The following is a 23,045-nucleotide window of genomic DNA, read 5'->3' as shown; positions in this document are numbered from 1 at the left end:
TAGCCGTTCAAGGGACGATCTTTGGTCCCCAGAAGCAGACGGTCGGGTTTTCCGTTCCAATCGCGCGTCGAGCCAATCTCGAAATGCCAGCTTCCATTGGCAGTTGGTCCCAAGCTGCCCTCAAGCCTGACGATTAAAGCATCGGGAATATTCGATCTATTGTTGACGGTCCATATCGCATCGGATAATTACGATGCATGGACACCGATGACGCCCTTTCCATTCTCTCCGCTCTTGGCCATCCCACGCGGCTCGATGCGTTTCGGCTGCTGATCCGACATGAGCCGGATGGCTTGTCGACCGGCGAACTGGTCCAAGCGTCAGGACTGACCCAGAGCACATTTTCGACGCATCTGGCCGTGATGGTGAAGGCCGGCCTAGTGCTTTCCGAGAAGCGTGGTCGGCAACAAATCCAGCGCGCCGACCTCGACGCGCTGCGCGGACTGATGATCTATCTAGCCAAGGATTGCTGCCAGGGGCGCGCTGAACTGTGCGAGCCGCTGCTGGCCGAACTGACCTGCTGCTGAAGAGGCGATAATGACCGATATCGTGATCTACCATAACCCGCTTTGCGGGACCTCTCGCAATGCCCTGGCCATGATCCGCAATGCGGGCATCGAACCCCACATTGTCGAATATCTGAAGACGCCGCCAAGTCGTGCGCTGCTGGTTGAGCTCATCGAGCGGGTCGGCATTACTCCGCGCGCTCTGCTGCGCGAGAAGGGAACGCCTTATGCCGAACTGGGCCTCGGCGACGAGACCTTGACGGACGAGGCATTGGTCGACGCGATGATGGAGCATCCCATCCTCATCAACCGGCCGCTTGTGGTGTCGCCGCTGGGCGTGAAGCTCTGCCGTCCTTCCGAAGAAGTGTTGGATTTGCTGCCGACCGAGCAGCGCAGCACGTTCGTCAAGGAAGACGGCGAAGTCGTGGAAGCGCCCCGGCGATGACCCTTTCGGTTCGCAGCGCAACGATCGGCGATGCTAAGGCCATTGCCGCCATCTATGCGCATCATGTCCTAAATGGCACGGCGACATACGAGGTGGTGCCACCGACCGAGTCCGATACCTTAGATAAGATACAGATGGTGACCATGCGGGGCTGGCCGTTTCTTGTTGCCTGTGATGGATCTGCGGTGGTGGGCTACGCTTACGCCACGCAGTTCCGCGATCGACCAGCTTACGCCTATGCCTGCGAGAACAGCATCTACGTGGCGCACGACCGGCGCGGCGGCGGCATCGGCAAGCTGCTGCTCAAGGCTTTGCTGCAGGCAGCTGAAGCCTATGGCTTTCGGCAGATGGTCGCCGTTATCGGCGGCGGCGAACCTGGCTCGGTAGCGCTCCACGAATCCTGCGGTTTCGAGCATGTCGGCCGCCTGACCGGCATGGGCTGGAAGGCCGGGCGTTGGCTCGACACGGTTTACATGCAGGTCGCCTTGGGCGGCGGTACAGCGACCGCGCCTGTCGCTTCCGGGAAGGACTGACGGCCATGTCACTGTTCGAACGCTACCTCTCGCTGTGGGTGGCTCTGTGCATCGCAGTCGGGATCGGTCTCGGCCACTTGCTTCCGGGCGCCTTCGAGGCGATCGCAGCGCTGGAGATCGCCAACGTCAACCTCGTGGTGGCGGGCCTGATCTGGCTGATGATTATCCCAATGCTGCTGCGGGTCGATTTCGGCGCGCTCCAAAGCCTCTGGCAGCACTGGCGCGGCATCGGCGTCACCCTCGTAGTGAACTGGGCGATCAAGCCATTCTCCATGGCGCTGCTTGCCACGTTTTTCCTCAGCTATCTGTTCGCACCGATGCTGCCTGAAGGCGCATCGTCGTCCTACATCGCCGGGCTAATCCTGTTGGCTGCAGCGCCATGCACGGCGATGGTCTTCGTCTGGTCCAAACTCGTCGACGGCGAACCGAACTACACCTTGAGCCAGGTCGCGCTGAACGACCTGATCATGGTCTTTGCCTTCGCGCCGCTGGTGGCTCTGCTGCTGGGTGTGGCATCGATCACCGTGCCGTGGAACACGCTGGCGCTGTCGGTGGGGCTCTACATCGTCGCCCCGGTGGTCATCTCTCAACTGCTCCGCCGCGCGCACCTTTGCGGCGGTGAGAAGCGGCTCCGGCGTTTCCTGTCCGCCATTGGCCCAATCAGCCTTGCGAGTCTGCTTCTGACGCTGGTGCTGCTGTTTGGCTTCCAGGGCGAACAGATCATCCGGCAACCGCTGGTGATCACGCTGATTGCCGTGCCGATCCTGTTTCAGGTCTATCTCAATGCTGGCATCGCCTATTGGCTCAGTCGCCGTTTCGGCGTGGCATGGTGCGTCGCCGGCCCTTCGGCGCTGATCGGTGCCTCCAACTTCTTCGAACTGGCTGTGGCCGCTGCCATCAGCCTCTTTGGCCTCAATTCCGGCGCCGCGCTGGCAACGGTCGTGGGCGTGCTGGTCGAAGTGCCGGTGATGCTGTCGATCGTCGCCTTGGTGAAGCGGACACGCCCCTGGTACGAGAAAGGTATTGCCGCATGAGACTGCGCGAACTCGCCGACCTCGATCATCTTCCTGCTTTGGACAAGACCTTCGCGCTTGCACGCCCCGCCAGCGGCCTTGGCCCGGATCAACCGGCTCCGCGCATCCTGCTGCTCTACGGCTCGCTGCGGGAACGCTCTTTCTCGCGCCTCGCCGTGGAAGAGGCCGCCCGCCTGCTGCAGTTCTTCGGCGCCGAGACACGAATCTTCGATCCCAGCGACCTGCCGCTGCCAGATCAGGTAGCCGGAGACGATCATCCTTCCGTTCATGAACTGCGCGAGCACGCGCTATGGTCGGAAGGGATGGTCTGGTGCAGCCCGGAGCGGCATGGCCAGATCAGCGGCATCATGAAGACGCAGATCGACCATCTGCCGCTCCAAATGCGCGGGATGCGGCCGACGCAGGGGCGAACGCTTGCGGTCATGCAAGTGTCCGGCGGCTCGCAATCTTTCAATGCCGTCAACTCGCTTCGCCTGCTGGGCCGCTGGATGCGGATGTTCACGATCCCCAATCAGTCCTCAGTCGCGATGGCCTACAAGGAGTTCGACGAGGACGGACGGATGCGAGCGTCCAGTTATTACGAGCGCATCGTCGACGTGATGGAGGAACTCGTGCGCTTCACGGGGCTGATGCGGCCGTATGCGGCCCAGCTCGTTGACCGATACTCTGAACGGAAGGAGGCCGGTGCGCCTATCGAAGCCAATGCGGACCTTTCTGCTATAGCGATAGCAGGCCAGTCCTGATTCCGCGGTCGACCCTTCTTTGCCGTTCCAAGGCGAGTTTTCGATCCCCAGGTCCGGAAGGGCAGGTATTTGATCTTCTCACCTCGAAGCTGGCGCTTGGCAGTCTCGCGGATCATCGGCTCATTTTTGATGACAGAGCCTCGGTCGGTTTCGATCGGATGACGGAGATGGCACTATTCGAAGGGCTTGTAGTCGTCCGGCCAGACTCGGTAGAAGCATCGTTAGGCTAAACAGGGGGGAATAGATGGCGCGTTGGGGGCTCGCCGCGACAGGCGGCATAATCGCGTTGATCGCCATATTCATCGGCGGTGAAAAGCCGCCGACCGGCACCAAGCCTGCGCCAGGGGCATCCTTCGTTGACGCAGCAGCTGCGCCCGGCCAGCATAGTGCGATGGAACAGCCCCAGATCAAGGGCGGCGAGACATATGCCGAATATGAAACTCGACGCGATTCGCTGGAAGGCTCGGCAGGTTCCTATGAAGGTTATGGCTGCACACAGGATTGCAGCGGCCATGACGCTGGATATCGGTGGGCTGAGGACAATGACCTGACCGACCCCGACGATTGCGGCGGTAAGTCCTGGTCCTTTGAAGAAGGTTGTCGCTCTTTCGCGGAAGAACGCCAGGAGGCAGAGGCTGAAGACGATTCGGAGCAATGAGGCCCTGGCATGTCGGCATGGTTGGGTTGCCCCAGTCCCAACGGCGCAGTGCTATGTTGCGTATTCCGTGATTGGCGAAATTGCCCGGCTATAGCGGATTTTTGCGGAGCTGAAGAAACCGCCGCATTCGTTCTTCGCCAAACAGCCTGTGCAGTCGGGCATGTATTCCTGTTTCCAGTCGCTGATTGAGCGACGAGCGAAGCGTCGGATCGACGGCGCAAGGACGCAGGTCTGGCTGTTGTAAATCGATGTCCTGAGCCCGGCCCGATCGAGGATTCCTACGGCTTCGGCCAGCTCTGCCTGGTAGTCGGCGGGATCAATCCAAATCTGCTCCAGGTTTGCGCGAGCAAAACCTGTCAATTCGAGGCCCATGAGCGCAACATGATCAATGAAAAGGAGGTTGCGTGCCAAGAACTGCGCCAGCGGAATTAGCCGCGCTATGGTCTGCTGTTGAAGCACGACGCGGACCTCTACGCGGACGCCATGCGCTTTCAGCGCTAGAATGCCGCGAATGGTTTCGTCAAATGCACCGTTTGCTTGCACCACATGATCATGGAGGTGAGCGAGATCGGCGTAAACCGGGATACCCATCATGAGGTCGTGATGCCGAACGGCGCCAAGGTCTCGCGCGAGTGTTCCTGCAGCAAATGTGCGACCGTTGGATAGGATGTGAAGGGCAGTAGCCGGAAGATGGGAGTTCGCGGCCCTTACAAGCTCGATAAATCGGTCCCCGAGCAATGTCGGCTCACCGCCGGTGAATCCGATTTCAGTGGCCTGTCGATCAATGAGCGGCAGCGCTTCGAGAATCTCGTCCACGATCCAGCCATCTTCTACCGCGCGGGGCGGCTGAGAGCACATCAGGCAATAGTTGTTGCACCGCTCCGTAAGCAGAAAGTGATTGTATGGCACTGCTTTGCGGAACAACGTGCGCAGGCCGCCTCGTGACGGCTCTAGCCGGACTACATCGCCATCGGCGAGGTGGTCGAATTCTGCAGGAAGCATCGCTGCGGGCACACCGACTGGCACGCGCGTCATCGCGTCAGGCGACCTTAGCAGATACCACCCGAAGCCATCGGGCATCTCACCGCCCTCGTAGACGAATGCCTCGAGCGCCCGCAAAGGCGTGGGTCGGGCGCGATTGGTCGTCAGGCGCAGCAGAGGTGATCCGCTTTCCATCGCGGCCTTATTGAATTCGACGGATCGTCCACGTAGCGTGATCATACGATATTCGCCCAGCGTTCGAATATGCGTCTGACCTCTGGGTCAGCCTCCATGCGGGAGATCAGACCCCTGAACACCGACATGTTGCGCGTACAGAAGGAGGAAAGTGGCTTCTTGCCAACGAAATCACCTTGGGTTGCATGATGGAATACCGGCTCTGCGCCACACCAAGGTTCGAAAGCGCACCAGGAACAACCTGGCACGCTGCCGGCGAAGGATTGTTCCAATGGATTGAGCAGCGCCTCACCGAGCATGATTTCGGCAAAGTTATTGTCATGCACGTTTCCGAGAGCGAAGGTCGTGTCGCCCATTTCAGCCAACATTCGGCTCTCGTCTGATGCATAGACAGTGCCATCGTAATTGTAGACTATCGCGCCGATTCCGATTCCCGCCGGGCTCATGAGGTCGACATAGCTGGTCTGTAATGGCGTCAACATCTTTTTGAGGACCATGGCTGCATAGTGCTCGATAAATTCGTGACCGGCCAAGTTAAGGTCGATGATGTAGTCCAGCCCCTCGAAATAAAAATTGAGCCACTTGCGCTGGTCATAGGCCGCATAGGTCTTCGTCTTGATAGCGAAGCCGTAAGGAGAAAGCGGACGGAGAAAGATGCCGCCGAAATCAAGGCGAATATATTCATCGATGATTTCCCGCGGCCGGGAGAGGCTCGCGGCCGTCGTTGTCATAAGAGCGCCAACATTATAGTGGCCTAGGGCGGTGCGCGCCCGCTTGATTCCGTCGATCGCCTTTTCATGCGAGTTTTTCCCGGGCCGTGGTCGGTTCCGGTTGTGGAGATCTGCCGGCCCATCAAGCGACGTCGACATCAAGATGCCGTGCTCGCGCGCGAAAGCCAATGTTTCCTCGTCGAGAACAGCCAGGTTCGTGGCGATAACGAAGGCCAGATTGCGCTGCGCTGTCGCGTTGCGGCGGAGCGCCTCTGCCACGATGAAACGGATCATCGGCATGTTCAAAAGGGATTCGCCACCTTGGAACTCGATCTTGATCGCGGGTGACGGGGATGCGAAGACAAGATCGAGCGCGCGCATCGCCGTCTCCTCGGTCATATCGAACTCGCGCTTATCATCGTTGGCGCGAGAGACCTGGCAGTAGGGACAGCTATGCTCGCACCGGAGCGTTGTCACGAAGATGTGCAGCCCGGTGAAGTTTGCCAAAGGGGCGAGTTTCGTCCTAACCTTGAGGGCAAGAAGGTCGACAGCAACATCAGTGTCAGCGTCGATCAGAAAGTGCCTCGACTTGAGATCAGTGTAAAGATCGTCATTAGCTGGCAGGCGACCAGATGCGAAGTCGAAGATTTCCTCGCGCGACATAGCCAGATATTCGCCGGCCATGTTGGTAGCAACATAGCGCTCGTCGTCGAGCGACGTGAAGCGCCATGGCAGCATGGTGTAGCCAGAGCTCGCTGAATCGTCGAACGCCGCTACATCGCGAAACTTAGCCATCTTGGAGACCGGTGCGGGAGAAGGCGAGACCGAGGATCGTATCGCGATAGGCCTCGGTCCGCTGCTCGATCGAGATTCGCAGGTCCTGGTCGACGACTTCACGTCGGAAATCGCGTTCTGCGGTGTCCATTGGCGATGCTTTATTGGCTGGCGACAATGTGCAGACGATATCATCGTCGGACACGGCGACCGACACATCATATTGCGCCATCAGGGAATAGGAGGCGCGCTTAACGGCCTCCATCGAAAAGGCGGCCCGCGACAGTAGCACTGTCCGGGCTCTACCGGTCACCGAGTCCATCAAGTAGTTCCGCGCCGAAGCGCGCCTCCTCAATATGCGCTGGAGGAATGCGAGCTGTGGCTCGAATGGGAACTGTGACTCGAATGAGAGCTATGGCTGCCGTGGCTGGCGAGCTGAACGGACGCGTCAGCCTTGGTGAGAACCAAATCCTGCGCGGCACCAGCCTGTTCGACAACCTTGGCGATGGAGGTGACGGTTTCAGGATGAACGACGGCCTGAGCCTGCGCGGTAGCCAACAGCGTGGCGACAGAGGCGGCGAAAGGCTTCAGAAATTTGCGGCGGTCCATTGTTTTCCCCCTGTAATGATGCGTCATACATGCCATCGACTTAATCGCGCAGTCAATGGGAATTTCTTATTAAAGCCCGGATTAACTTGCATTTGTTCCACGGTTAATTGGAAAATGACTTCCTATTCTGTGTGACCGTCGCTGAGAGAATTTCACATAGTGCAGTCCCGCGGCTGAGCCGCTCGAGAAAATGACCCGGCCGAGACGGCCGGGTCAGGTGAAGGAAACGGAGTCTCCTTCGGGTCGCAACATGGCTATGGCTAATGGAGCTCATCGCTCCTATCCGGGTTTTTCCCGGGGCCCAACACTAAAGTACGATCGCCTGAGGTTCCGTGGTTTCGGGCGCGGCAGGGGCATTGATCTTCACTGCAGACAGTAAGGCAGGCAGCTTCGTTGCGATGCCGCTCAACCCCTTCGCCTGCATCCCCACCAGTTCACCTGCCAGTTTGAGTTGACCGACGCGCTTGACCAACATGGGATTGCTGCCCACGCTTTTGACCGCTTCAGGGGCCTGCTTTGCCAGCACAAGGTTGCGCGCGACACCGATAGCGAGGTTTCCGACCGCCAGCGACAACATCTTCTTTTCCGCGGCAGAGCCCTTTTCGTAGCGTGCGCGCACATCGTCGGCCAGATGCTCATTATCGGCGATGGCGCTGAGGTTCGACGCGAATGTCGTCTTGGTCGCACCGATCTCCTTGATGTCCTGCATCCCGCTGATCGAAGCAATCTCTGCCTGGGCGCCTGCCTTGTCCTGCTTGAGCCCAAGCGCGTAGTTGAGCGCCACAGCCGAGATCATGACATTCTTGGTCGAACGGACGGCGTTGCCGAGGAAGGCTTCGGTATCAACGCTCTCGCCACTGCTCTCACTTCCGCCCAGGCCAAGGCCGCTCTTCAACTTGCCGATACCACCGAACTGCGCATGTACGGCCATAGGTACCGCGCACAGCAGCAGCGCACCTGCCCATTTGATGCTCATCTTGTTCAAGTCACTTCTCCTCATTCGTGGTAAATTGCGCTTCGACCGGAGGCTTGAGGGCCGCAGCGGCCTTGCTAGCCAGCGGCAGGGCCACAGTAGCGAAATCCTGTTCCAGTCGGGCGGCGCGCATCTCCGCCGCGCTGTCGGGTGTCATGGTTGTCGGGGTCATCTGCACCTGCATCGCACCGCCGCCGAGTTTTGTCGTGCCGTTGCGGAGCGTGTAGCCGATGACCAGCGGCCGCTGACCCTGCGCCGTTGCGCTCAGGGACAAGACCGGCGTGAAGCAATAATCGCTCCTGCGCGGCCGCGCGGCGGCCAGCTTTTCCCATCCCTTGAAGGAGGGTGCGAAGGGCGCCAGTTCCATGGGCAGGTCGGCGATGAAGGTCGGTCCAGCGAAGCTGCCGGTGAAGAGCGGTCCGGCGCCGATACGCCAGACCGCTGGCTGGGCGTCCCCACGCCAGTCCACGCTCGGCATCCCGCTCGCATCGCGGCATTGATCCACCGCCCGGCGCGTGCCGAGCGCCTGGCCCGCCGCATCGATTATGACCATGTCACCTGCCTTGAAGCGCAGTGGCTCCATGCCGATGTCGCTTGCCGCCAGTGTCTGCCCTGCCAGCGTCTGATCGACCCGGAGTTGGCCTACGGGCAGCCGTACATCCGCTACTGGGCCGACTTTGCCGATCCGGCGCAGCACGACAACCTGCTGCCCCAGGCTGAGCGCACCTCCCGGATCGGTGATGCTGAAGCCCTCACCATTGTGATTTACCGGCAACATGGCGGGAGACGAGCGCCATGCGGACACGGCATGCGCCGCCTTGGTAAGCGCATTGCGCACCACGGTGTCGCGCCGCTGATCGGCAGAAAAGCGGATACCGCGCGCGATCTGATCGACAATCTGATCGGCTGCATGAAAACTGGCGAGAACCCGGCCGGACGGATCGACAAGCTCGACAAAAACATGCGCCTCATGCTGCTCGATCATGACGCCGGGAACATTGCTAGGCATGGCGGAAGGCGCGAGCGCGTCAATGCTGATCCGCGCCACATAGTCCGGCAAACTGCGGCTTTCGTCTGACGTGGCGCCAGCATCGCCCATCGCGCGGGTGCGAAGGTCCATCATCGACGGATTGACCGGAACGGGAGCAAAATGTCCCGCCTTTCCCAAAGCGTCTTCGAAAATCTGGGTGAGATAGATGCGCGGATAGCCCGGCGGAATTGTCGCAACCACCGACAGCAGGCTCGGCCGCGCCAGCATGTCGACCGGCTGGGTCGCGGTGCGCGCTAGTTGCTGGCCTGTCCGGTAGGATCCAAGGACAGGCTTTACCACGGCATAGTCCGATCCGGCATGCAGGACTTCACCATCCTCACCGATGATGTCGCCGACGCGCAGGCCGGCGGAGCGGCCCTTGTCGATGATCCAGCGACCATCGTCCTCGGCCAGCACGGTCGCGCTTATCGGGTAGGGCTTCCACGCCGCTGCGGCCTGATCGACCAGTCTGACCAGTACGGCATCAATGTGGCCGGGTAGGTTTGCGGCTGCCTGTGCATCGACTTCACCCTCGGCATAGGTCGCGGCCGCGTCGTCAGATATGCTCTGCGTCGCCAGCACTTCGCCTGTCGCTATATTGCTGATGTCGAGCGTCAGGGTGACCGGCATATGGGTTTCGACCGACCCACCCTTGTGCACGCGCCAGATCGTCGCACGGCTGAGCCGCAGCGACGCCACCGCACTCCCGGCAAGCCGCGCCCGTGCCGTGGCGTCCGACGGCAGATGCGCGCCGAAGCGATCCTCGGCTCCGGGCATCCTTAGGGCGACAAGTTGGGTAAAACGCGCGGCAATCGCAGGCTGTAGTCGCTTGACCGCGTCGCACAGGGAAGGCGCGATCATCGCCGTATCGTCATCCGCCGTCCGGTCCGCTACCCGACCGCATGCAGACCCCTCCAGCCCGTAAAGCGCCGGCGAGGCCCAGATATGGAGAGCAGGCGACTGCGCGGCGGCGGGCGCCAGTCCCACCGCTGCCGGAACCAGAAGCAGTCCAGAATAGCAGATCCGGTTGCGGCTCACTGACCGCATCCCGCCAGGCACAGCAGCACGGAACGCCCGTTGACCGTCGATTGCATGCCGGCAAAGGCAGGGTTAGCGCGCAGCTTCTGGTAGAGCGCCAGCTGGAGCGGCGTAGACCCAGCATAGCGCACGGTGAAGCGCATCTCATTGCCCTGCTGCGACACGAAATTCTGCGCTTCAACGCCATTGGTCGCCTGCAGCGCGTCGAGAATGTCGGCCTGCATCGCCATATCGAGCCGGTTCGCACGCAGCACCAGCGCATAGTCCGCGCTCTGCCGACTATCGACCCCAGCGGCGGCGGCCGCCTGCGCGATTGTGCGCCAGCGCTTCTGCACCTGTGGGCCAACTGTATCCGCGACGGTCGTGACCAGCGTTTTCGTCAGCTTCGCCTCGCAATCGTCAAACCCGTCTCCGATCGCCGTGCCATTGGCGCTGCCGGAGCCGATTTCCTCGCTGTCAGCGGTGGCATAGGCGCTGGCTTCCAGCACGCCGCTGCATCGCACCCCTCCGCTGGGCGCGGCGCCCAGCTGGTTGACCGTGATGGTGCCTCCCATGAAGAAAGGCGCCTTGTCCCGGCTCAGCGATTGGAGGAATTGCTCATAATCCGGCCGCTGGCGCAGCGATTCAAATGACGGGATCGCTCCTCCGTAGAAGCGGGTAAGCGCGATGTCGGCGGTCGCGACTGCCACGCCATAATTGCGCAGCTGGCTGGTGAAGCCACTCAGCGCCGCGCGTGAGCCGCTGGTCTGGGCCGGGCGCTGATAGACGACATGCGAGCGGAATCGCTCATTGTCATGCACCTCCGCCTGGACATTCGACTTATCGATGAACGCGGCCGAATGGCTGCTCGCCGATGCGCTGCTGTTCGAATAGCCGCCCGCTACATTGCTGCGTGCGCGCCCGGCAGCAGAGCCATAGCCGTTGCTGACGCCGATCGCACTGGCAGCCGAGCCGCGATAGGCTCCGGCGCTGCGGTCGCTCGATGCCGAACGATCCTTTTCCGACGCGGCGACAACGGACTTGTCGCTGAAGGAGCCGCCAGTCTGGCGGTCATATTCGACCGTCACTTCGGCGGGCTTGCTGAAGTCGCGGCCCGGTCCCGTCTTCGGATCGATCATCACCATGATCCGCTGTTGGTCGCCGGAGGCACGTTGCGAATTGCTCTGGATGCCCTGATCGTCCAGCCGCTGGGCAAACCAGCCGCCGTCAATGTCGGCGGTCAGCTTCATGAAGAAGATATTGCCCTCGCGGCGCGGTTCTCGCGTCACGATCATCTCGGCGCCAATCTGGCCGGCGATGGAATCGATCTGCTGCTGGCCGACCTCGCCCATGCGCTGCTGACCGATCGTTCGCAGCAACATCTGCGTCACAATGGCGCGACGCGCCTCGCTTTCCGCAATGGTGCGCACGGATTCGATATCCTTACCGATTGGCGCGCGGCCTTCGCCGCTGGAGATCTCCGCAAGCGCGGCAGGCATGGAGAGAGCCAGCCCGGCACACGCGCCGAGCAGGAGACGCGACATATCGCGCATGGAAAATCCTTTCGAAGAATGATTATGATGTAAGGAGAGAGGCGGGAACGGTCAGAGATCGCCCTTGATGACCACATCCCCTGCGCGGATATAATCGTCGCTCACTTCGACCTCCGGCTGCTCATGCTTCTTCAAAGCTGGTGAAGCGACCGGACGAGCCCCGCTGGCATGCGCGGCAGGATTGGCGCGCTCTTCGATCGCGACGAAACGATCGCTATCACGGATAGCGCCGAAGGCGGGATCAGCAAGTGCCCGATCGGTATCTGCCAGCCCTGCGCGCACCGCACGGTCGAGCGCATCGAGCGCCGCGCCCTCATTGTCGGACAGCGCCTCGGCTCGCGCCAGCAGCAGCCAACTTTCGGCGTCCTCGGGCGAACTTTCCGTCAACTCTTTGGCCCGGCGAGCGGCCTCGCCAAAGTTTCTGGCGATGATGGCGGAGCGGATTGCAGCTTTCGAATCACCGGCTGGAGCCGATTGAACGGCTGGCTCCCCACCATCGCTGGTCTTTTCGCCACAGCCGCTCAGCATAGTCACCGTGCCGAGGCACAGCGCCATCATCGTCTTCAACCGCATTATGATCACCCCCTTACGGTCAGCGCCCCCTGCCGACCGTTCGCACCACATGCCCGGAACTGCTCCGGAGCACCATCCGGATTATTCCCGGATAACAGCCGCATATGTTGCCGCCCAGAGTAAAAGTTCCGTTACCGAAACTAAACATTCGAATGGGGCGACTCAGCCGCCCAGCGCGATTAACTGCGCCAACCCGTTCACGCCGGTTTTGGCCATGACCGAAGCACGATGATCCTCGACCGTCTTAGGGCTGAGGCCCAGCATGCCGGCAATCACCTTGTTGCTATGCCCCTGGATTAATAGTTCGAACACCTGCCGTTCGCGCGGCGAGAGTGCTGCGGTCCTGCTCATCTGTCGCCGGCGTTGGCGCGACCAGTCGACACCCTCGGCGACAGCGGCCAGCAGGCGCTCTTCGTCCAGTGGCTTTTCCAGATAATCGAGCCCGCCATAGCGTCGGACCGAATCCACTGCATTGGCCGTGGTCGGCCAGGCCGTCATGAAAATGATCGCGGTAGTAGGGTCGAGCGATCTTATCCGGTCGGCGAAGGCAAAACCGTCGAGATCCCCCATCTCGATCGGAACGCCGCCGATCGTTTCAAAAGCCTGCATATGACAGCGCAACAGAGTTTGGAGATCCTGATGCATGACATAGCGCGCGAACAAGAAGCGCGAATGCCCCAGCACCAGGCTGAACAGCCAGACGATCCGGCTGATGCCGGGTTCATCGGCAAAATCGACAACGAACCGGGCGAAGTCGACCTGCGCCTGTATACCAGGCGGCGTCTCGAACCGAACCTCGAAGGGCTTGGGGCCATTTTCTGGTCGGATCGCTGCTAGGAACCGCTTCACAGCGGTATAGGCACCCATATAGCCCAGCTCACGGATTTCACGCGTCAGGCGCGCTGCCGTCAGATCAGGAAAGGCCGTCACCCGCTCGCGTAGAAGTTCCAAATAGGGCGCCAGCTTGTTCGGCCGCCCCAATGCGCGTGGGCCATACACCGGACCTTCGACGCCCCGTTTGATATATTTGCGGATGGTCTTGGGATCGCGACCAGTGCGTCGGGCGATGGCGGATATCGATACGCCCTGCCGATGTAGCTCGAGGATCATCATCAATTCTCTAAGTCGGATCATCGGCCCCGTCTCCGCGTCTGCAAAGGAGATGAGGACGATGTCGGCTCATCTCATTCTGCCAGGGCTAGCCCCGGCAGAATGAGATGAAGGGGCCACCAACTAAGGAATTTTCAAAGCCCACTTTTGCGGAGAATTGCAGGACCGATGACACCAGCGTCTCCGACTGAACGACAGACCATCGGGGCTGACCGAACCTGAATGTGGCCAGTCGCAATGCGTCCTTTCGGTCCTCCGAACAGATTGACCAATGCGTCACGGGCTTGCTCCGCTGACGCTTGAGGACAAGGCTGATTAGGGCGGCATGTGCCATCGGCCTCTCGCGCAGCGATGCCGCTGATCCGAACTTTTGGACCCTCGGCACACCATACCGGTCCATCTCCGTCATATACGTGAGTGGGACGACACTGGAAAATCTTGCCAGAAGGCACAATCATCGCAGCGGCGGCAATCAATGATATCATAAAAAGGGGTTGTCCTCATCCGCATAGCGCTGCCCGATAAACTGGGTGTTTTGAGTGAAGGCATCTATGTCATGCTGAGCGAGATTGCGCAGGATTTCGTCGATCCGGCTCTGCATCTTGTCGAGGCTCTCATTCAGGATGAAGCTGGCTGATTTGCCGGTCTTGCGAAAGATCTCTGACCGGTGCAACGCCGGGATGTCGATGTAGCTTTTGACAAGCTTGGGCAGATGATGACTGCGCATTTGCTCGACATCGACGCGGGAGAAGCCGGGAATGGTTTCACGTTCCATCGCTGCCTCGACCTGTTGCAGACAAGCATGGATGCGGCGTATCCGGTCTTTGGCTGGGCCGGGTACGCGTTCATCTTCATAGTCGATGATCGCCGGCGGTAGCGGAGTGGCGGCGGCAGAAATGGCATTGGTCGGCTTCGTGGATGGGGAACTCTGGGCACCGAACAGGGCGCGGTTGAGCTTGTCAAAAATGCTCAATTCAGCCTCCAGCTCGCGTCTTGTTTCTCGCCATGACCTTCGTCCATCTTTCTTCAACCGCGCGTCATACGCCACCCATACTGCCCTACCAGCACGCTTATTGCGATACTGGTAGAGCAGCAACTGCAGGACGTACCATGCAGCAATCAGTCCAAAAAGGATTGCAAGGGCAGCGATCATGCGATGCTGAGAAGCGGATCCGTCCCGAGAGCGCGCTGCGATGCGCCTTCCGAGCGGGCGATATAGCCCTTGGCCTTTTCGGTTTCGGCCGAGAGGACATCGACCGTCTGCTTCATGTTCGACAGCGCCTTGATCTTGAATTCATCGACGGCGTCCATCGTCGCGTAGATGTTGGCAAAGGCCCTCTGAAGCGTTTCGACCTGAATGGTCGAGGAGGCCGCCTGCTCATGGATGCGTGCCGTGTTGGTCTTGAGCAGTTCGCTGGTGCTCTCGATCATGTTCGAGGTGGTCGTGTTGAGGGCCGTGATCTGATCCAGCACGAGCTTCTGGCTGGCGAGCGCGTGCGCTACCGTCACGGCGGTGCGCAGGGCTGCAATGGTCGTCGTTGACGCACGATCGACGCCCTTGATCAGCTCGATGTTGTTCTTCTTGATCAGGTCCATGGCGAGGTAACCCTGGACCGTGACGGCCATCTGGGTGAGGAGATCGGTGGTGCGCTGGCGAACGTAGAACAACGCCTGCTCGCGGATGGCCTTGGCTTTCGCTGGATCAACCGCGTCCAGTTCTGCCGCCTTGTCCTCGAGGCGGGTGTCGAGGGTCTTGGAGATATGGATCATCTGCTCCAGTTTCCCCATCATTTCCCACATTTTGCGACGCTCAGCTTCGATGGCGATGTTGTCCTGAAGCAAGCCATCCTTGCCTCGGGTCAAAGCCGTGAGAATGCCGTTGATGTGGCTTTGAGCAGACGCATATTTGTCGAAATAGGCCTTCAGCTTGCTGCCAAAGGGGATAATGCCGAACAGCTTGCGTGGCTGGAGCAGGCCGCCATCGCGCGACGGATCGAGCCCTTCGATGACATTGCGCAATTCGATCAGGGAGCTGCCGACGTCACCCTCACCGTCCATCGCCTTGGTTGGGCGATCGAGAAAGCGGTTGCTCTGGCTCGTGAGGGCAACGATCTCCTTCTGGCCGATGTTGGCCAGCTGGTTGACCTTGTTGCCGAAGTCCGGGCTGTTGGCGTCGAGCGATACCAGTTCGCCTACATATTGGTCCACCTTGACGTCGAGCTTGCTCTTAACGTCGGAATCAATCGGCACAAGGCCAGCAGCCTTTTCCGATGGGATAGCGGCTACGGGTTCCGGCGCTTTAAGGACAAGATCGTTCATGGTTACCCCCAAAATTCGTTCTGCATTCAGTAACTAGGCGATTTCTTGCGCGTGCTCCAGCCTATGCGACTCTGCTTTGCGCCTCTGTGACCGGTGTCGCGGTGCCATAGATTTGTGCCCGCTGAATGATCGTGCCGGCCCATCGTGAGTGCGTGGCAGGCTCGCACATGCTGCCATGGGCGCCGAAAACCGCCGGGGCGTCCTTTTCGAGGATCGCCCGAGCTTCGGCCATTTCTGCGCCGCTTGGACGGTACAGGCTCTGGATGGTTTCCATCTGCAAAGGATGAACCGCTGTCTTGGTCAGCAAGCCATGTTCGATGTCCTGTTCAACCTCAGCGCGGAGCAAATCGGTTGAGGAGAAATGCTCGAAAACGGGCGCTGCGACGCTGAAGCCGTAGGGCAGGAAGGTTCCAGCAATGTCGCGGATGACCGGCCCAAGCGGACCATCATAGGCGGTCCTCGTATTGGAGCGACGAACGCCTAGGATGTTGAGGATATCATTGCCGCCAATGCGAATAGCGGTGACACGGTCGGCATAGGGCAGCAGCTGGTCCCGCAGACGGCTGAGCGCCGTCCGGTCAAAGGCTTCCTCGCCCTCGATCGTAGGCATGAAGGCATGTTTTCCGTGGACGAGCACGGAAAGCCATTGGGGCAGGTTCTGAGTCGTGATCTTCGGGAGGACAAATCCCTGGATTGCTTCAATGCCCGGAAGGCGCAGCAAGCGGACCAGCATCTCGATATTGCGCGGACGCGCGAACACCAGAACAGGCGTTTCGCGCGCAGCAAATTGGGTCAGCGCTTCGGCAAAGCGCGCTTCAGCTTGCTCAACCTGATCCTCGCGAATGGCGTCCTCAAGGCAGATGACAATGGAACGAACCGAAGGGTTGGCTCCGTAGGCAGTGTCGAGGAGATTGTCCTTGATCGCGGGGACGTACAGGGTTGCCCCCAACTCAATTGCTTTCATTCCTGTTCCCCCTGCAGGCGCTTGATGATCGTCACGGCGCGGTAGTTTTTCAGGTCCATTTCTTCGACCACCAGGCCGACAGCTTCTGCCAAATGCCTGATATGCTGGACTTCAGGGTCATTGAGATCGCGGACGCAGACCCGATCAGGAACTCGGCGCAGGATCGCCCGGGTTGCTTCGGCGATGCCCGGCTTGATCCGGTTTACGTCGCTGATCTCACCTTCCACGGTGAACTTGCGGAGCAGGGCTTCGCGTCCGTCGCGTGCTGCTTTCGCTTCATTCAGCGACCATGGATTCCAAATTGCCTTCGGCATGGGCGCATTTTCGATGGCAGTGATGAAATCACGGCTGCTGTCGAATGGCGCGTGCTCTTCCTGGAAAAGGCAGGCGTGGAAATCGTCTGGACCCACGAAGTCATCGGTCAGGACAGAACGGCTGATGAGACCCGAGACGATGCCGTTCAGCAGGCCGCTCGGAATGACATAATCCTCGGTCGTGGCAGCCAGATCCGCGCAGCCGGCGGGATCGGCGATGACTGCAAGATAGGGCGAGAAGCCGAGCGATTCCTCAGCGAGCGAGCGCTCGAGCTCACCCTTGATCGCGCCCTTGCCGGTCCATCCGTCGAGGAAGATCGAGGTTTCCGTACCGTGACGAGCCTTGATGTAGCGAAGGGCATTGAGGTCGATGCCGCGACCGCGAATGATGCTGATCGAATAATGATGGGCATCAATGCCGATACGGACCAGAGCGCGCTTCAAAAGGACGCCGATGGGCGTCCCTGCCCGCGCCAGAGAAATGACGACACATTCCTTGGCGGTTTCCGGGCGCGCCGCGATCTTGCGCGCGAGGAACTCGATATGTGCCCGCAGCGACCCGCCATTACGGCGAAGCGCGTCGGCATAGAGCGTCATATAGCGCTCGTCCGGCACCTTTTCGGGTGACAGCATTTCAGAATAGTGGCGCGTGCCCGACTGGATCAGGCGCTCCTTCTCCTCGACATCGACATGCTGGATTGCGGCCGGCTTAAGCAGGATCTGGACGTCAGACGGATCGTAAGAGCCGGAGAACAGGGCGGGTTTTTCAGCGAGGATCGTGCTCATTAGCGGGTCCAATCATTGCCGCTGCGCACAGCGTTCCAGAACTGAGAATTGGTGGGGGCCATGGCAAAGTCACACAGGTCCATGAAGCCGACGTCCGAGGTGCTGTCGCCGACGCCGATGATCGGGGCGTCGGGCGCGATGGAGCGGACTTTCTCGATGAGGTAGGTGACCGCGTGCCGCTTGTTCAGCCACGAGGGCATGTAGGCGAGATTGTTGCCGTTCTTGTGGCGACGCCAGCCGAGCGGCGTAATCTCGGCATGAACCTCAGTCAGCTCATCCAGGACTTCGCCATCATCGATGTTGCTCTTGATGACGATGTAGAGTGGCAGGCCGTGCTCGGAGACGACCCAGTGACGGAACTGCTCTGCTTCAAGCGGTCGGGTCATCTCCCCGTATATCTCATGGATGCTGGGCTCTTTGGCGGCCGAGGCGATGAGGTGGCTGTGCCACTCTTCGTCGACCGACCCCCCTTCAAGGGTGATGCAGCCACCGTTGGAGCAGATCGCTGGCGCCTGCTCAATATCGACCCGGGCCATCACTTCGGTGCTGCGGGCGGTCACGGGGATGACCTTGCCGGCGCGAAACCAGCCGAGCAGGTTTTCCTGGCGCTTAGTGGCATAGCCCGACGGCGAACCATCGACGAGCGTGCTCATCAGGCGGAGGCCATCCGCCTTCTTGTCAGGGCACTTCCGGGCAGTTTGGAACAGGGTGTCATCCAGATCGGTGAACACAACAGGCGCGGTCATTCTTATTTTTCCTCCGCAGAGTGATATGCGCAAAGGACCATCTCAATCGGTATGTCCTTGCCAAGAGCGGCGACGGCCGCCTTCGCCTGGCGGATCTGTTCACCCGCAATCTCCGCAGTGATGATGATGCGGTCGGGCTGATGGCCCAGGATGTTATAAAGGTGGCAGGGGGCGCCGCTGCCGTAAGCATCGTCGAAATGCGATACGGTTTCCATGGCATGGCCCAGCAGCGCGGGCGTCCGGGTGATGCATTGGACGGCGGCGATCCCGCCCTTGGCTTCGATTTCCTCGGCGATGAGCAAGGCTTCATAGCTGTGTTCGCCGTCGCCAAGCACAAGGATGCGCTCTCCGGCCTTGGGTTCCACCGGCGCTCGGAAGGCGCACTCCGGGTCGAGAAGACCCGAACGGCTGCCCATGCCAGTGGCCGGCGCCGTGCCCACACCATTGCTTGTGCTGGCCAACTGGGGCGGCACCTGGTCCGGGTTCTTCTCCCAGTTCATCGCGCCCCGCAGGATCGCGTGCCCGGTGGTGGGAAGCGGCATGGCCGTGCAATAGGCCTGGCCGCTCCAGTCGGTGAGACAGCAGGTTTCGATGCGCTCAAGGTTCGGCAAGGCCGCCATCATTGCTTCCGCGCCGCCGATGAAGGTGTGGCCCGTGCTGCATTCGTCATCGATGATGACGAGGGTTCGGGCGGAACGCGCGAGCGCGATCAGCTGCTCATCCGCGATCTGGACGAGATGCGAGGTTGCATGGCTGTGCCCCTCTTCAAAGGTTGCGATGATCGTTGATCCGTCGACGCGCTGGCGGGAGGTCTGCAGGTAGAGAGCAGAGACATCAGGATTGTTGCGCCGATAGGCGGCAAACACGCCTTGCCCAAGAGCTGTCGCCGTCTCTGCCATGCCGAGGAAGGCGACCGGCTGGGGTAAGTCGGCGGGCAGCATAGCCCCCAGCTGATCCATGGAACCGCGCATGGCGGCCGGAGCCGCCGGCAGGTGGCGTCCGAGAACCTTCGAGACGATCAGGAACCCACGCTTAGGATTGGCGCGAGCTGCAAAGCCGCACAATTCGTCGATCGAAGCGTCGTTCTGAATTTTGAGAGTGAGAGTGCCGCTTTCAAGCGTCACGACGCGCGTGTCGTCGACCATGATCGTCATGGATCAGAAATTTCCTCTTTATCTGTGAACCCGATAGCCGGGTATGCCCTGCATATATTTGATCATGTCAGAGGCGTCTGGACCAGCAGTATTCCTCTGCTGTTGGTTTCTATTTTTGCCCCGAGATGCCGGAGCAGATTTTGAGGCTCAATCTCCGCTAGGGAGGCAAGATTGACCTCGCCCCATGCAGGCCGATCGACCGACAAGGTGGCCACATATTCGTCTCGTTCCTGCCCAATTGCCCCGCTTCTCTGCGTGTAGGCGGACAGGGCGACGGTATGGATAGGTTCAGCGACCGCCATAGAATGCCCTACGAGCCGCACCAGCAGCGAACAGACATGGTCGAGGTAAAGAGCTGCGCGCTCCTTCTGGGTCAGCTCTTTCGGGCGGAATGCCAGCTGTGTGAAGTCAGCCGACCATTTGACCGAGGGCATGTCCTCGATTTCCGGGAGGTCCACGTCGAGTAGTAGCCTGCCGCCGCTGAAGGAAATCGCGATATTGGTTTCGCGGGGCCATTCCAGCCAGCCGAGACGTTGCAGCAAAGCGTCTTCGATCGCAGCGAGATCGGGCCCCGCGTTCGCTTGAGCGGCCCGCCAAGCCATGAGCGCCGCCATGTGTTCCTCGCCAGAAGCAAATTGCTCGCGGCTTGGCTTTCCCGCGCTGGAGCCGGAGATCTGGCCCACGGTTTGGGGAATGTCGAGATGGATGGTCGTTAGAGAGGTGGCAGCGCCATTACGCGCATCGACATTTTCCTGAAGGAATTCGCGCAATTCGTCCTTCATGGTTCGCTTGATGAGCGGGATCAGTGCGGGGTCAATGGACTGGCCTTCCCCATCGAGAAACACCAGCTGATCCTCGACAATCCGAGCTACGAGGCCGTTGGGGATCTGAGGCTCCGGGGGCGTTGGCACGGCTGGTGGCCGACTTGGAATGGAGCTGCGGCTGGGCTTGTCGAGCCGCTCGCGATAGCTCAGCCCGGTTCCAGGGATGCCGACATTGCCATAAACACCGCGCTTACCCATCGTAATCGAGGCGCCGCGCGGCCCGATCGATAGCGAAGCACCAGAGCCGCTGAGGTTGAGCCGGACGCCCGGCAAGATTGAAATACGTTTGCTGAATCGAAAACCCACGAGACCCCCTCAGGCGCTGACGATGATGCTGACGACGCTGGCGCGCAGCCGGTTGACGACCTCCCGGCGATTATTCTCCGAATGGTGGCCAAGGGTTGGCGCGGTGAAGCCGGCGGCCGCGATCATTTCGAAAACAAAGCTGCTGCGGATGCCAAAGTTCACATTCTCTGAGATCGAACCGCGCTCGCGCATATTTCCATGGGCAAGGGACGCCGAGGTGACGCCGACCAGGTTCCCATATTCATCGACGATGGCGCCGCCAGAGGAGCCTGACCCGATGGGGGCGGTGAACTGGAAGCGGGAGATGTCGCCGTGGTTTCCGGTGAGGCCTGAGATGTTGCCGGTAGTCACCTTCAGATCAGCGCCCAGCACATCCATCAGGGGAAAGCCGGCAGCCATCACGCTTTCGCCGAGCCAGATAGGCGCACCGATACGCATGGGCAGAGGCTGGCCATTGGTTGAGCCTTCGAGCAGCGCCAAATCATGCTTGGGATCTACTGCGACCGGTCGGAGGAGATTTTGCGTCCGTCCCTGACGAAAGCTCTCTCCATCCTCGATGACATGGGCATTGGTGATCACGAGATCAGGCGCAACGATGATACCGCTGCCGGTGCCGATGACCTGTCCTGGGGCTGCGGACGGGCGATGCCGGTCGGGTTCAAACGGCGAAGTTTGGTCTGGCTCTTCCGTCCGCGCCCGCTTTTGCTGCCGGAAGGGCATGGTCACAGAGGCGAGATTGCGGGCGCGGAGATAGGCGTCGATGCCGAAGGTATAGCCTTCGTTCGAGACCTTCATCCGCCGAGTGCCGGCCTTCACGTAGATTTCAGAGAGGATGATGGCGGCGAGTTGGCCGTCTGGAGCCGGCAGCGCATATTGCTCGCCTGAAATCTCCATCTGGATGGGATAGCTCTGATTGACGAAGCCTCCTGACCGATCATCAACGATGTAGGCGATGATCTCGAACTGATCACCCAACGGAGCGAAGGAGGAGAGATACCAGCTCCCCTCCTGACCTTCCTCGAACGGCAGAACTGCGCCCTGCGAGTTGATCGCTGCGACGCCCAATCGCTCAGCATCGCGCCCCAGAATCCGGATGTGGCATTCTGGATTATTGTTAAGCTGGATGCGTTGACCAGGTTGCGGAGTGATCACCAGAGGCCCTCGTGCTTAGCTGACTTCAAGAACGGTGTTTGAGATGGCGATCTCAGTGTCGATCGAGCGACGGTCGATGCTGTCCGGGGTGAGACGGCTGGTCAGCAGTCCCGCCCAATCCGCAATGATGCGCGCGCCGACTTTCTCGCCATAGACAACGCCGCCGGCGGGACGGCTGTTGATCTCAAGCGCCTTCCAGCTACCGTCCTTGGCCTTGCGGAACTGGACATTCACAACGCCATGCAGGTTGAACAGCTCGATCAGCCGGGCGGCCGCGTCCTTCAGCGGATGCTCGGACTGGATACGCTGGCGGCCGTTCTCCTGTTTCGTGCGCGCGACTGCCTTCAGCAGCCGGCCGTGGTGCGCGAGAATGTCGAACGAGATCTCTGGGCCCGGCAGGAATTCCATCAGCACGAGTTCATCGATCGGGCCGTCCACCTCCTGCGCGCGCATGGCATCGAGGTAGAGGTCCACTCGGATCTTCCGCTCGTCTGGGTTGAGGAGATGGCTGGTCGGATTGACCTTGGTCAGATGCCAGAACCCGAGGCCATTGACGCCCTTGCGCGGCTTTACGCAGGGTTCGGCGTCCTCGCCATGGACTTCTGGAAAGGTGAAGATGCTGCTCTCCAACTGCCACGTGGTTTCGACGGGCGTGGTCAGCAGGTGGAAGGGTTCGTCGCGGATCGCCTCCGCGAAATCATATTTGTCCTCGAGAAGAGCGAGCGTCTCGATCGAACCTGGCAATTCCACCCGGCAGGGCAGGTCTGCTTGCGAGAGGGCTTTGCGGTACCGTGTCGGGATGAGGATATCGATGCCCCGGGCGATCACTATCTCCCGCGCCCATTCGACATATTGAGCCACCGGCAAATTGGGTTCGACCCAGGTCTCCGTCGGCCCCTCATAGGCCGGCATGCCTTCGCCCACGCTCGCGTAGACCTCCAGCGTCGGATCGACTGCGATCATGGCAGCCGAGATAGGAGCAAGGGAGAAGCCGCGATTGAACCAGATACGCATGGGAAAGTCCTAGAGGAGAGAT

23 protein-coding genes and 2 pseudogenes are annotated in these 23,045 nt (G+C 60.4%); 6 read left to right on the top strand and 19 right to left on the bottom strand.

What is annotated here, in order from left to right:
• Nucleotides 1-197: 197 nt before the first annotated feature.
• From B2V90_RS00915 to B2V90_RS00890, 6 genes are all read left to right on the top strand, one after another.
• Nucleotides 198-527 (top strand): ArsR/SmtB family transcription factor, encoded by a 330-nt coding sequence (locus B2V90_RS00915; RefSeq protein ID WP_017500791.1) that lies wholly within the window; start codon nucleotides 198-200, stop codon nucleotides 525-527.
• Nucleotides 528-537: 10 nt separating this feature from the next.
• A complete protein-coding gene (gene arsC, locus B2V90_RS00910) occupies nucleotides 538-951 on the top strand; it encodes an arsenate reductase (glutaredoxin) (protein WP_017500790.1) in 414 nt (137 codons plus the stop codon).
• Nucleotides 948-1,484 (top strand): GNAT family N-acetyltransferase, encoded by a 537-nt coding sequence (locus B2V90_RS00905; protein ID WP_010339349.1) that lies wholly within the window; start codon nucleotides 948-950, stop codon nucleotides 1,482-1,484. Before arsC ends, B2V90_RS00905 begins: the two co-directional genes overlap by 4 nt.
• 5 nt (nucleotides 1,485-1,489) lie before the next feature.
• Nucleotides 1,490-2,518, top strand: coding sequence for an ACR3 family arsenite efflux transporter (gene arsB, locus B2V90_RS00900; protein ID WP_293919435.1), 1,029 nt, complete (start codon nucleotides 1,490-1,492; stop codon nucleotides 2,516-2,518).
• Entirely contained in the window at nucleotides 2,515-3,261 is a 747-nt protein-coding gene (arsH, locus tag B2V90_RS00895) for an arsenical resistance protein ArsH (protein ID WP_017500788.1), read from the top strand. Before arsB ends, arsH begins: the two co-directional genes overlap by 4 nt.
• A 391-nt stretch (nucleotides 3,262-3,652) precedes the next feature.
• Nucleotides 3,653-3,919 (top strand): hypothetical protein, encoded by a 267-nt coding sequence (locus B2V90_RS00890; protein ID WP_051035725.1) that lies wholly within the window; start codon nucleotides 3,653-3,655, stop codon nucleotides 3,917-3,919.
• Between the two features lie 51 nt (nucleotides 3,920-3,970).
• On the opposite strand, the gene hxsC is transcribed toward B2V90_RS00890, so the two are convergent.
• The 19 genes and pseudogenes from hxsC to B2V90_RS00790 form a co-directional block, all read right to left on the bottom strand.
• The gene (gene hxsC / locus B2V90_RS00885; protein WP_293919434.1) at nucleotides 3,971-5,140 is read right to left on the bottom strand and encodes a His-Xaa-Ser system radical SAM maturase HxsC; all 1,170 of its coding nucleotides are present in this window, start codon (nucleotides 5,138-5,140) and stop codon (nucleotides 3,971-3,973) included.
• Nucleotides 5,137-6,600: a His-Xaa-Ser system radical SAM maturase HxsB gene (hxsB, locus tag B2V90_RS00880; protein WP_017500785.1), complete on the bottom strand. Its 1,464-nt coding sequence runs from the start codon at nucleotides 6,598-6,600 to the stop codon at nucleotides 5,137-5,139. Before hxsB ends, hxsC begins: the two co-directional genes overlap by 4 nt.
• Nucleotides 6,593-6,901, bottom strand: coding sequence for a hypothetical protein (locus tag B2V90_RS00875; protein ID WP_159078608.1), 309 nt, complete (start codon nucleotides 6,899-6,901; stop codon nucleotides 6,593-6,595). The genes hxsB and B2V90_RS00875 overlap by 8 nt, the downstream gene beginning before the upstream one ends.
• Nucleotides 6,902-6,930: 29 nt before the next feature.
• Nucleotides 6,931-7,188, bottom strand: coding sequence for a hypothetical protein (locus B2V90_RS00870; RefSeq protein ID WP_048937974.1), 258 nt, complete (start codon nucleotides 7,186-7,188; stop codon nucleotides 6,931-6,933).
• Nucleotides 7,189-7,495: 307 nt separating this feature from the next.
• Nucleotides 7,496-8,164, bottom strand: a complete 669-nt coding sequence (locus tag B2V90_RS00865; RefSeq protein ID WP_017500782.1) for a hypothetical protein — start codon at nucleotides 8,162-8,164, stop codon at nucleotides 7,496-7,498.
• Between the two features lie 10 nt (nucleotides 8,165-8,174).
• Nucleotides 8,175-10,229 carry a hypothetical protein gene (locus tag B2V90_RS00860; protein ID WP_234415582.1) on the bottom strand — a complete coding sequence of 685 codons (2,055 nt, stop codon included), beginning with the start codon at nucleotides 10,227-10,229 and terminating at the stop codon, nucleotides 8,175-8,177.
• Nucleotides 10,226-11,761, bottom strand: coding sequence for a hypothetical protein (locus B2V90_RS00855; RefSeq protein ID WP_017500780.1), 1,536 nt, complete (start codon nucleotides 11,759-11,761; stop codon nucleotides 10,226-10,228). Before B2V90_RS00855 ends, B2V90_RS00860 begins: the two co-directional genes overlap by 4 nt.
• 51 nt (nucleotides 11,762-11,812) lie before the next feature.
• Complete coding sequence (locus B2V90_RS00850) at nucleotides 11,813-12,334, bottom strand: hypothetical protein (protein ID WP_017500779.1); 522 nt, start codon at nucleotides 12,332-12,334, stop codon at nucleotides 11,813-11,815.
• 162 nt (nucleotides 12,335-12,496) lie between these two features.
• A pseudogene (locus B2V90_RS00845) lies at nucleotides 12,497-12,910 on the bottom strand (response regulator transcription factor); the annotation flags it as partial.
• A pseudogene (locus B2V90_RS00840) lies at nucleotides 12,911-13,468 on the bottom strand (helix-turn-helix domain-containing protein); the annotation flags it as partial.
• Nucleotides 13,469-13,925: 457 nt separating this feature from the next.
• On the bottom strand, nucleotides 13,926-14,597 hold the full coding sequence (locus B2V90_RS00830) for a hypothetical protein (RefSeq protein WP_199909665.1): 672 nt from the start codon (nucleotides 14,595-14,597) through the stop codon (nucleotides 13,926-13,928).
• Nucleotides 14,594-15,763, bottom strand: coding sequence for a toxic anion resistance protein (locus tag B2V90_RS00825; RefSeq protein WP_017500775.1), 1,170 nt, complete (start codon nucleotides 15,761-15,763; stop codon nucleotides 14,594-14,596). Before B2V90_RS00825 ends, B2V90_RS00830 begins: the two co-directional genes overlap by 4 nt.
• Nucleotides 15,764-15,824: 61 nt before the next feature.
• Nucleotides 15,825-16,727 (bottom strand): HpcH/HpaI aldolase/citrate lyase family protein, encoded by a 903-nt coding sequence (locus B2V90_RS00820; protein WP_017500774.1) that lies wholly within the window; start codon nucleotides 16,725-16,727, stop codon nucleotides 15,825-15,827.
• Complete coding sequence (locus B2V90_RS00815) at nucleotides 16,724-17,827, bottom strand: cysteine protease StiP family protein (RefSeq protein ID WP_017500773.1); 1,104 nt, start codon at nucleotides 17,825-17,827, stop codon at nucleotides 16,724-16,726. The genes B2V90_RS00820 and B2V90_RS00815 overlap by 4 nt, the downstream gene beginning before the upstream one ends.
• Complete coding sequence (locus B2V90_RS00810; protein ID WP_017500772.1) at nucleotides 17,827-18,573, bottom strand: hypothetical protein; 747 nt, start codon at nucleotides 18,571-18,573, stop codon at nucleotides 17,827-17,829. Before B2V90_RS00810 ends, B2V90_RS00815 begins: the two co-directional genes overlap by 1 nt.
• A gap of 2 nt (nucleotides 18,574-18,575) precedes the next feature.
• Nucleotides 18,576-19,727, bottom strand: coding sequence for a phosphoribosyltransferase domain-containing protein (locus B2V90_RS00805; RefSeq protein ID WP_017500771.1), 1,152 nt, complete (start codon nucleotides 19,725-19,727; stop codon nucleotides 18,576-18,578).
• A gap of 62 nt (nucleotides 19,728-19,789) precedes the next feature.
• Nucleotides 19,790-20,857 (bottom strand): DUF4236 domain-containing protein, encoded by a 1,068-nt coding sequence (locus B2V90_RS00800; protein ID WP_086027942.1) that lies wholly within the window; start codon nucleotides 20,855-20,857, stop codon nucleotides 19,790-19,792.
• A gap of 9 nt (nucleotides 20,858-20,866) precedes the next feature.
• A complete protein-coding gene (locus tag B2V90_RS00795; protein ID WP_293919433.1) occupies nucleotides 20,867-22,009 on the bottom strand; it encodes a S1C family serine protease in 1,143 nt (380 codons plus the stop codon).
• A gap of 15 nt (nucleotides 22,010-22,024) precedes the next feature.
• Nucleotides 22,025-23,023, bottom strand: a complete 999-nt coding sequence (locus B2V90_RS00790) for an ATP-grasp domain-containing protein (RefSeq protein ID WP_017500768.1) — start codon at nucleotides 23,021-23,023, stop codon at nucleotides 22,025-22,027.
• Nucleotides 23,024-23,045 lie beyond the last annotated feature (22 nt).

The sequence above is a fragment of the Sphingobium sp. UBA5915 genome (assembly GCF_002431195.1).
Classification (GTDB): domain Bacteria; phylum Pseudomonadota; class Alphaproteobacteria; order Sphingomonadales; family Sphingomonadaceae; genus Sphingobium; species Sphingobium soli.
This window is presented reverse-complemented; position numbering and strand designations above follow the sequence as displayed.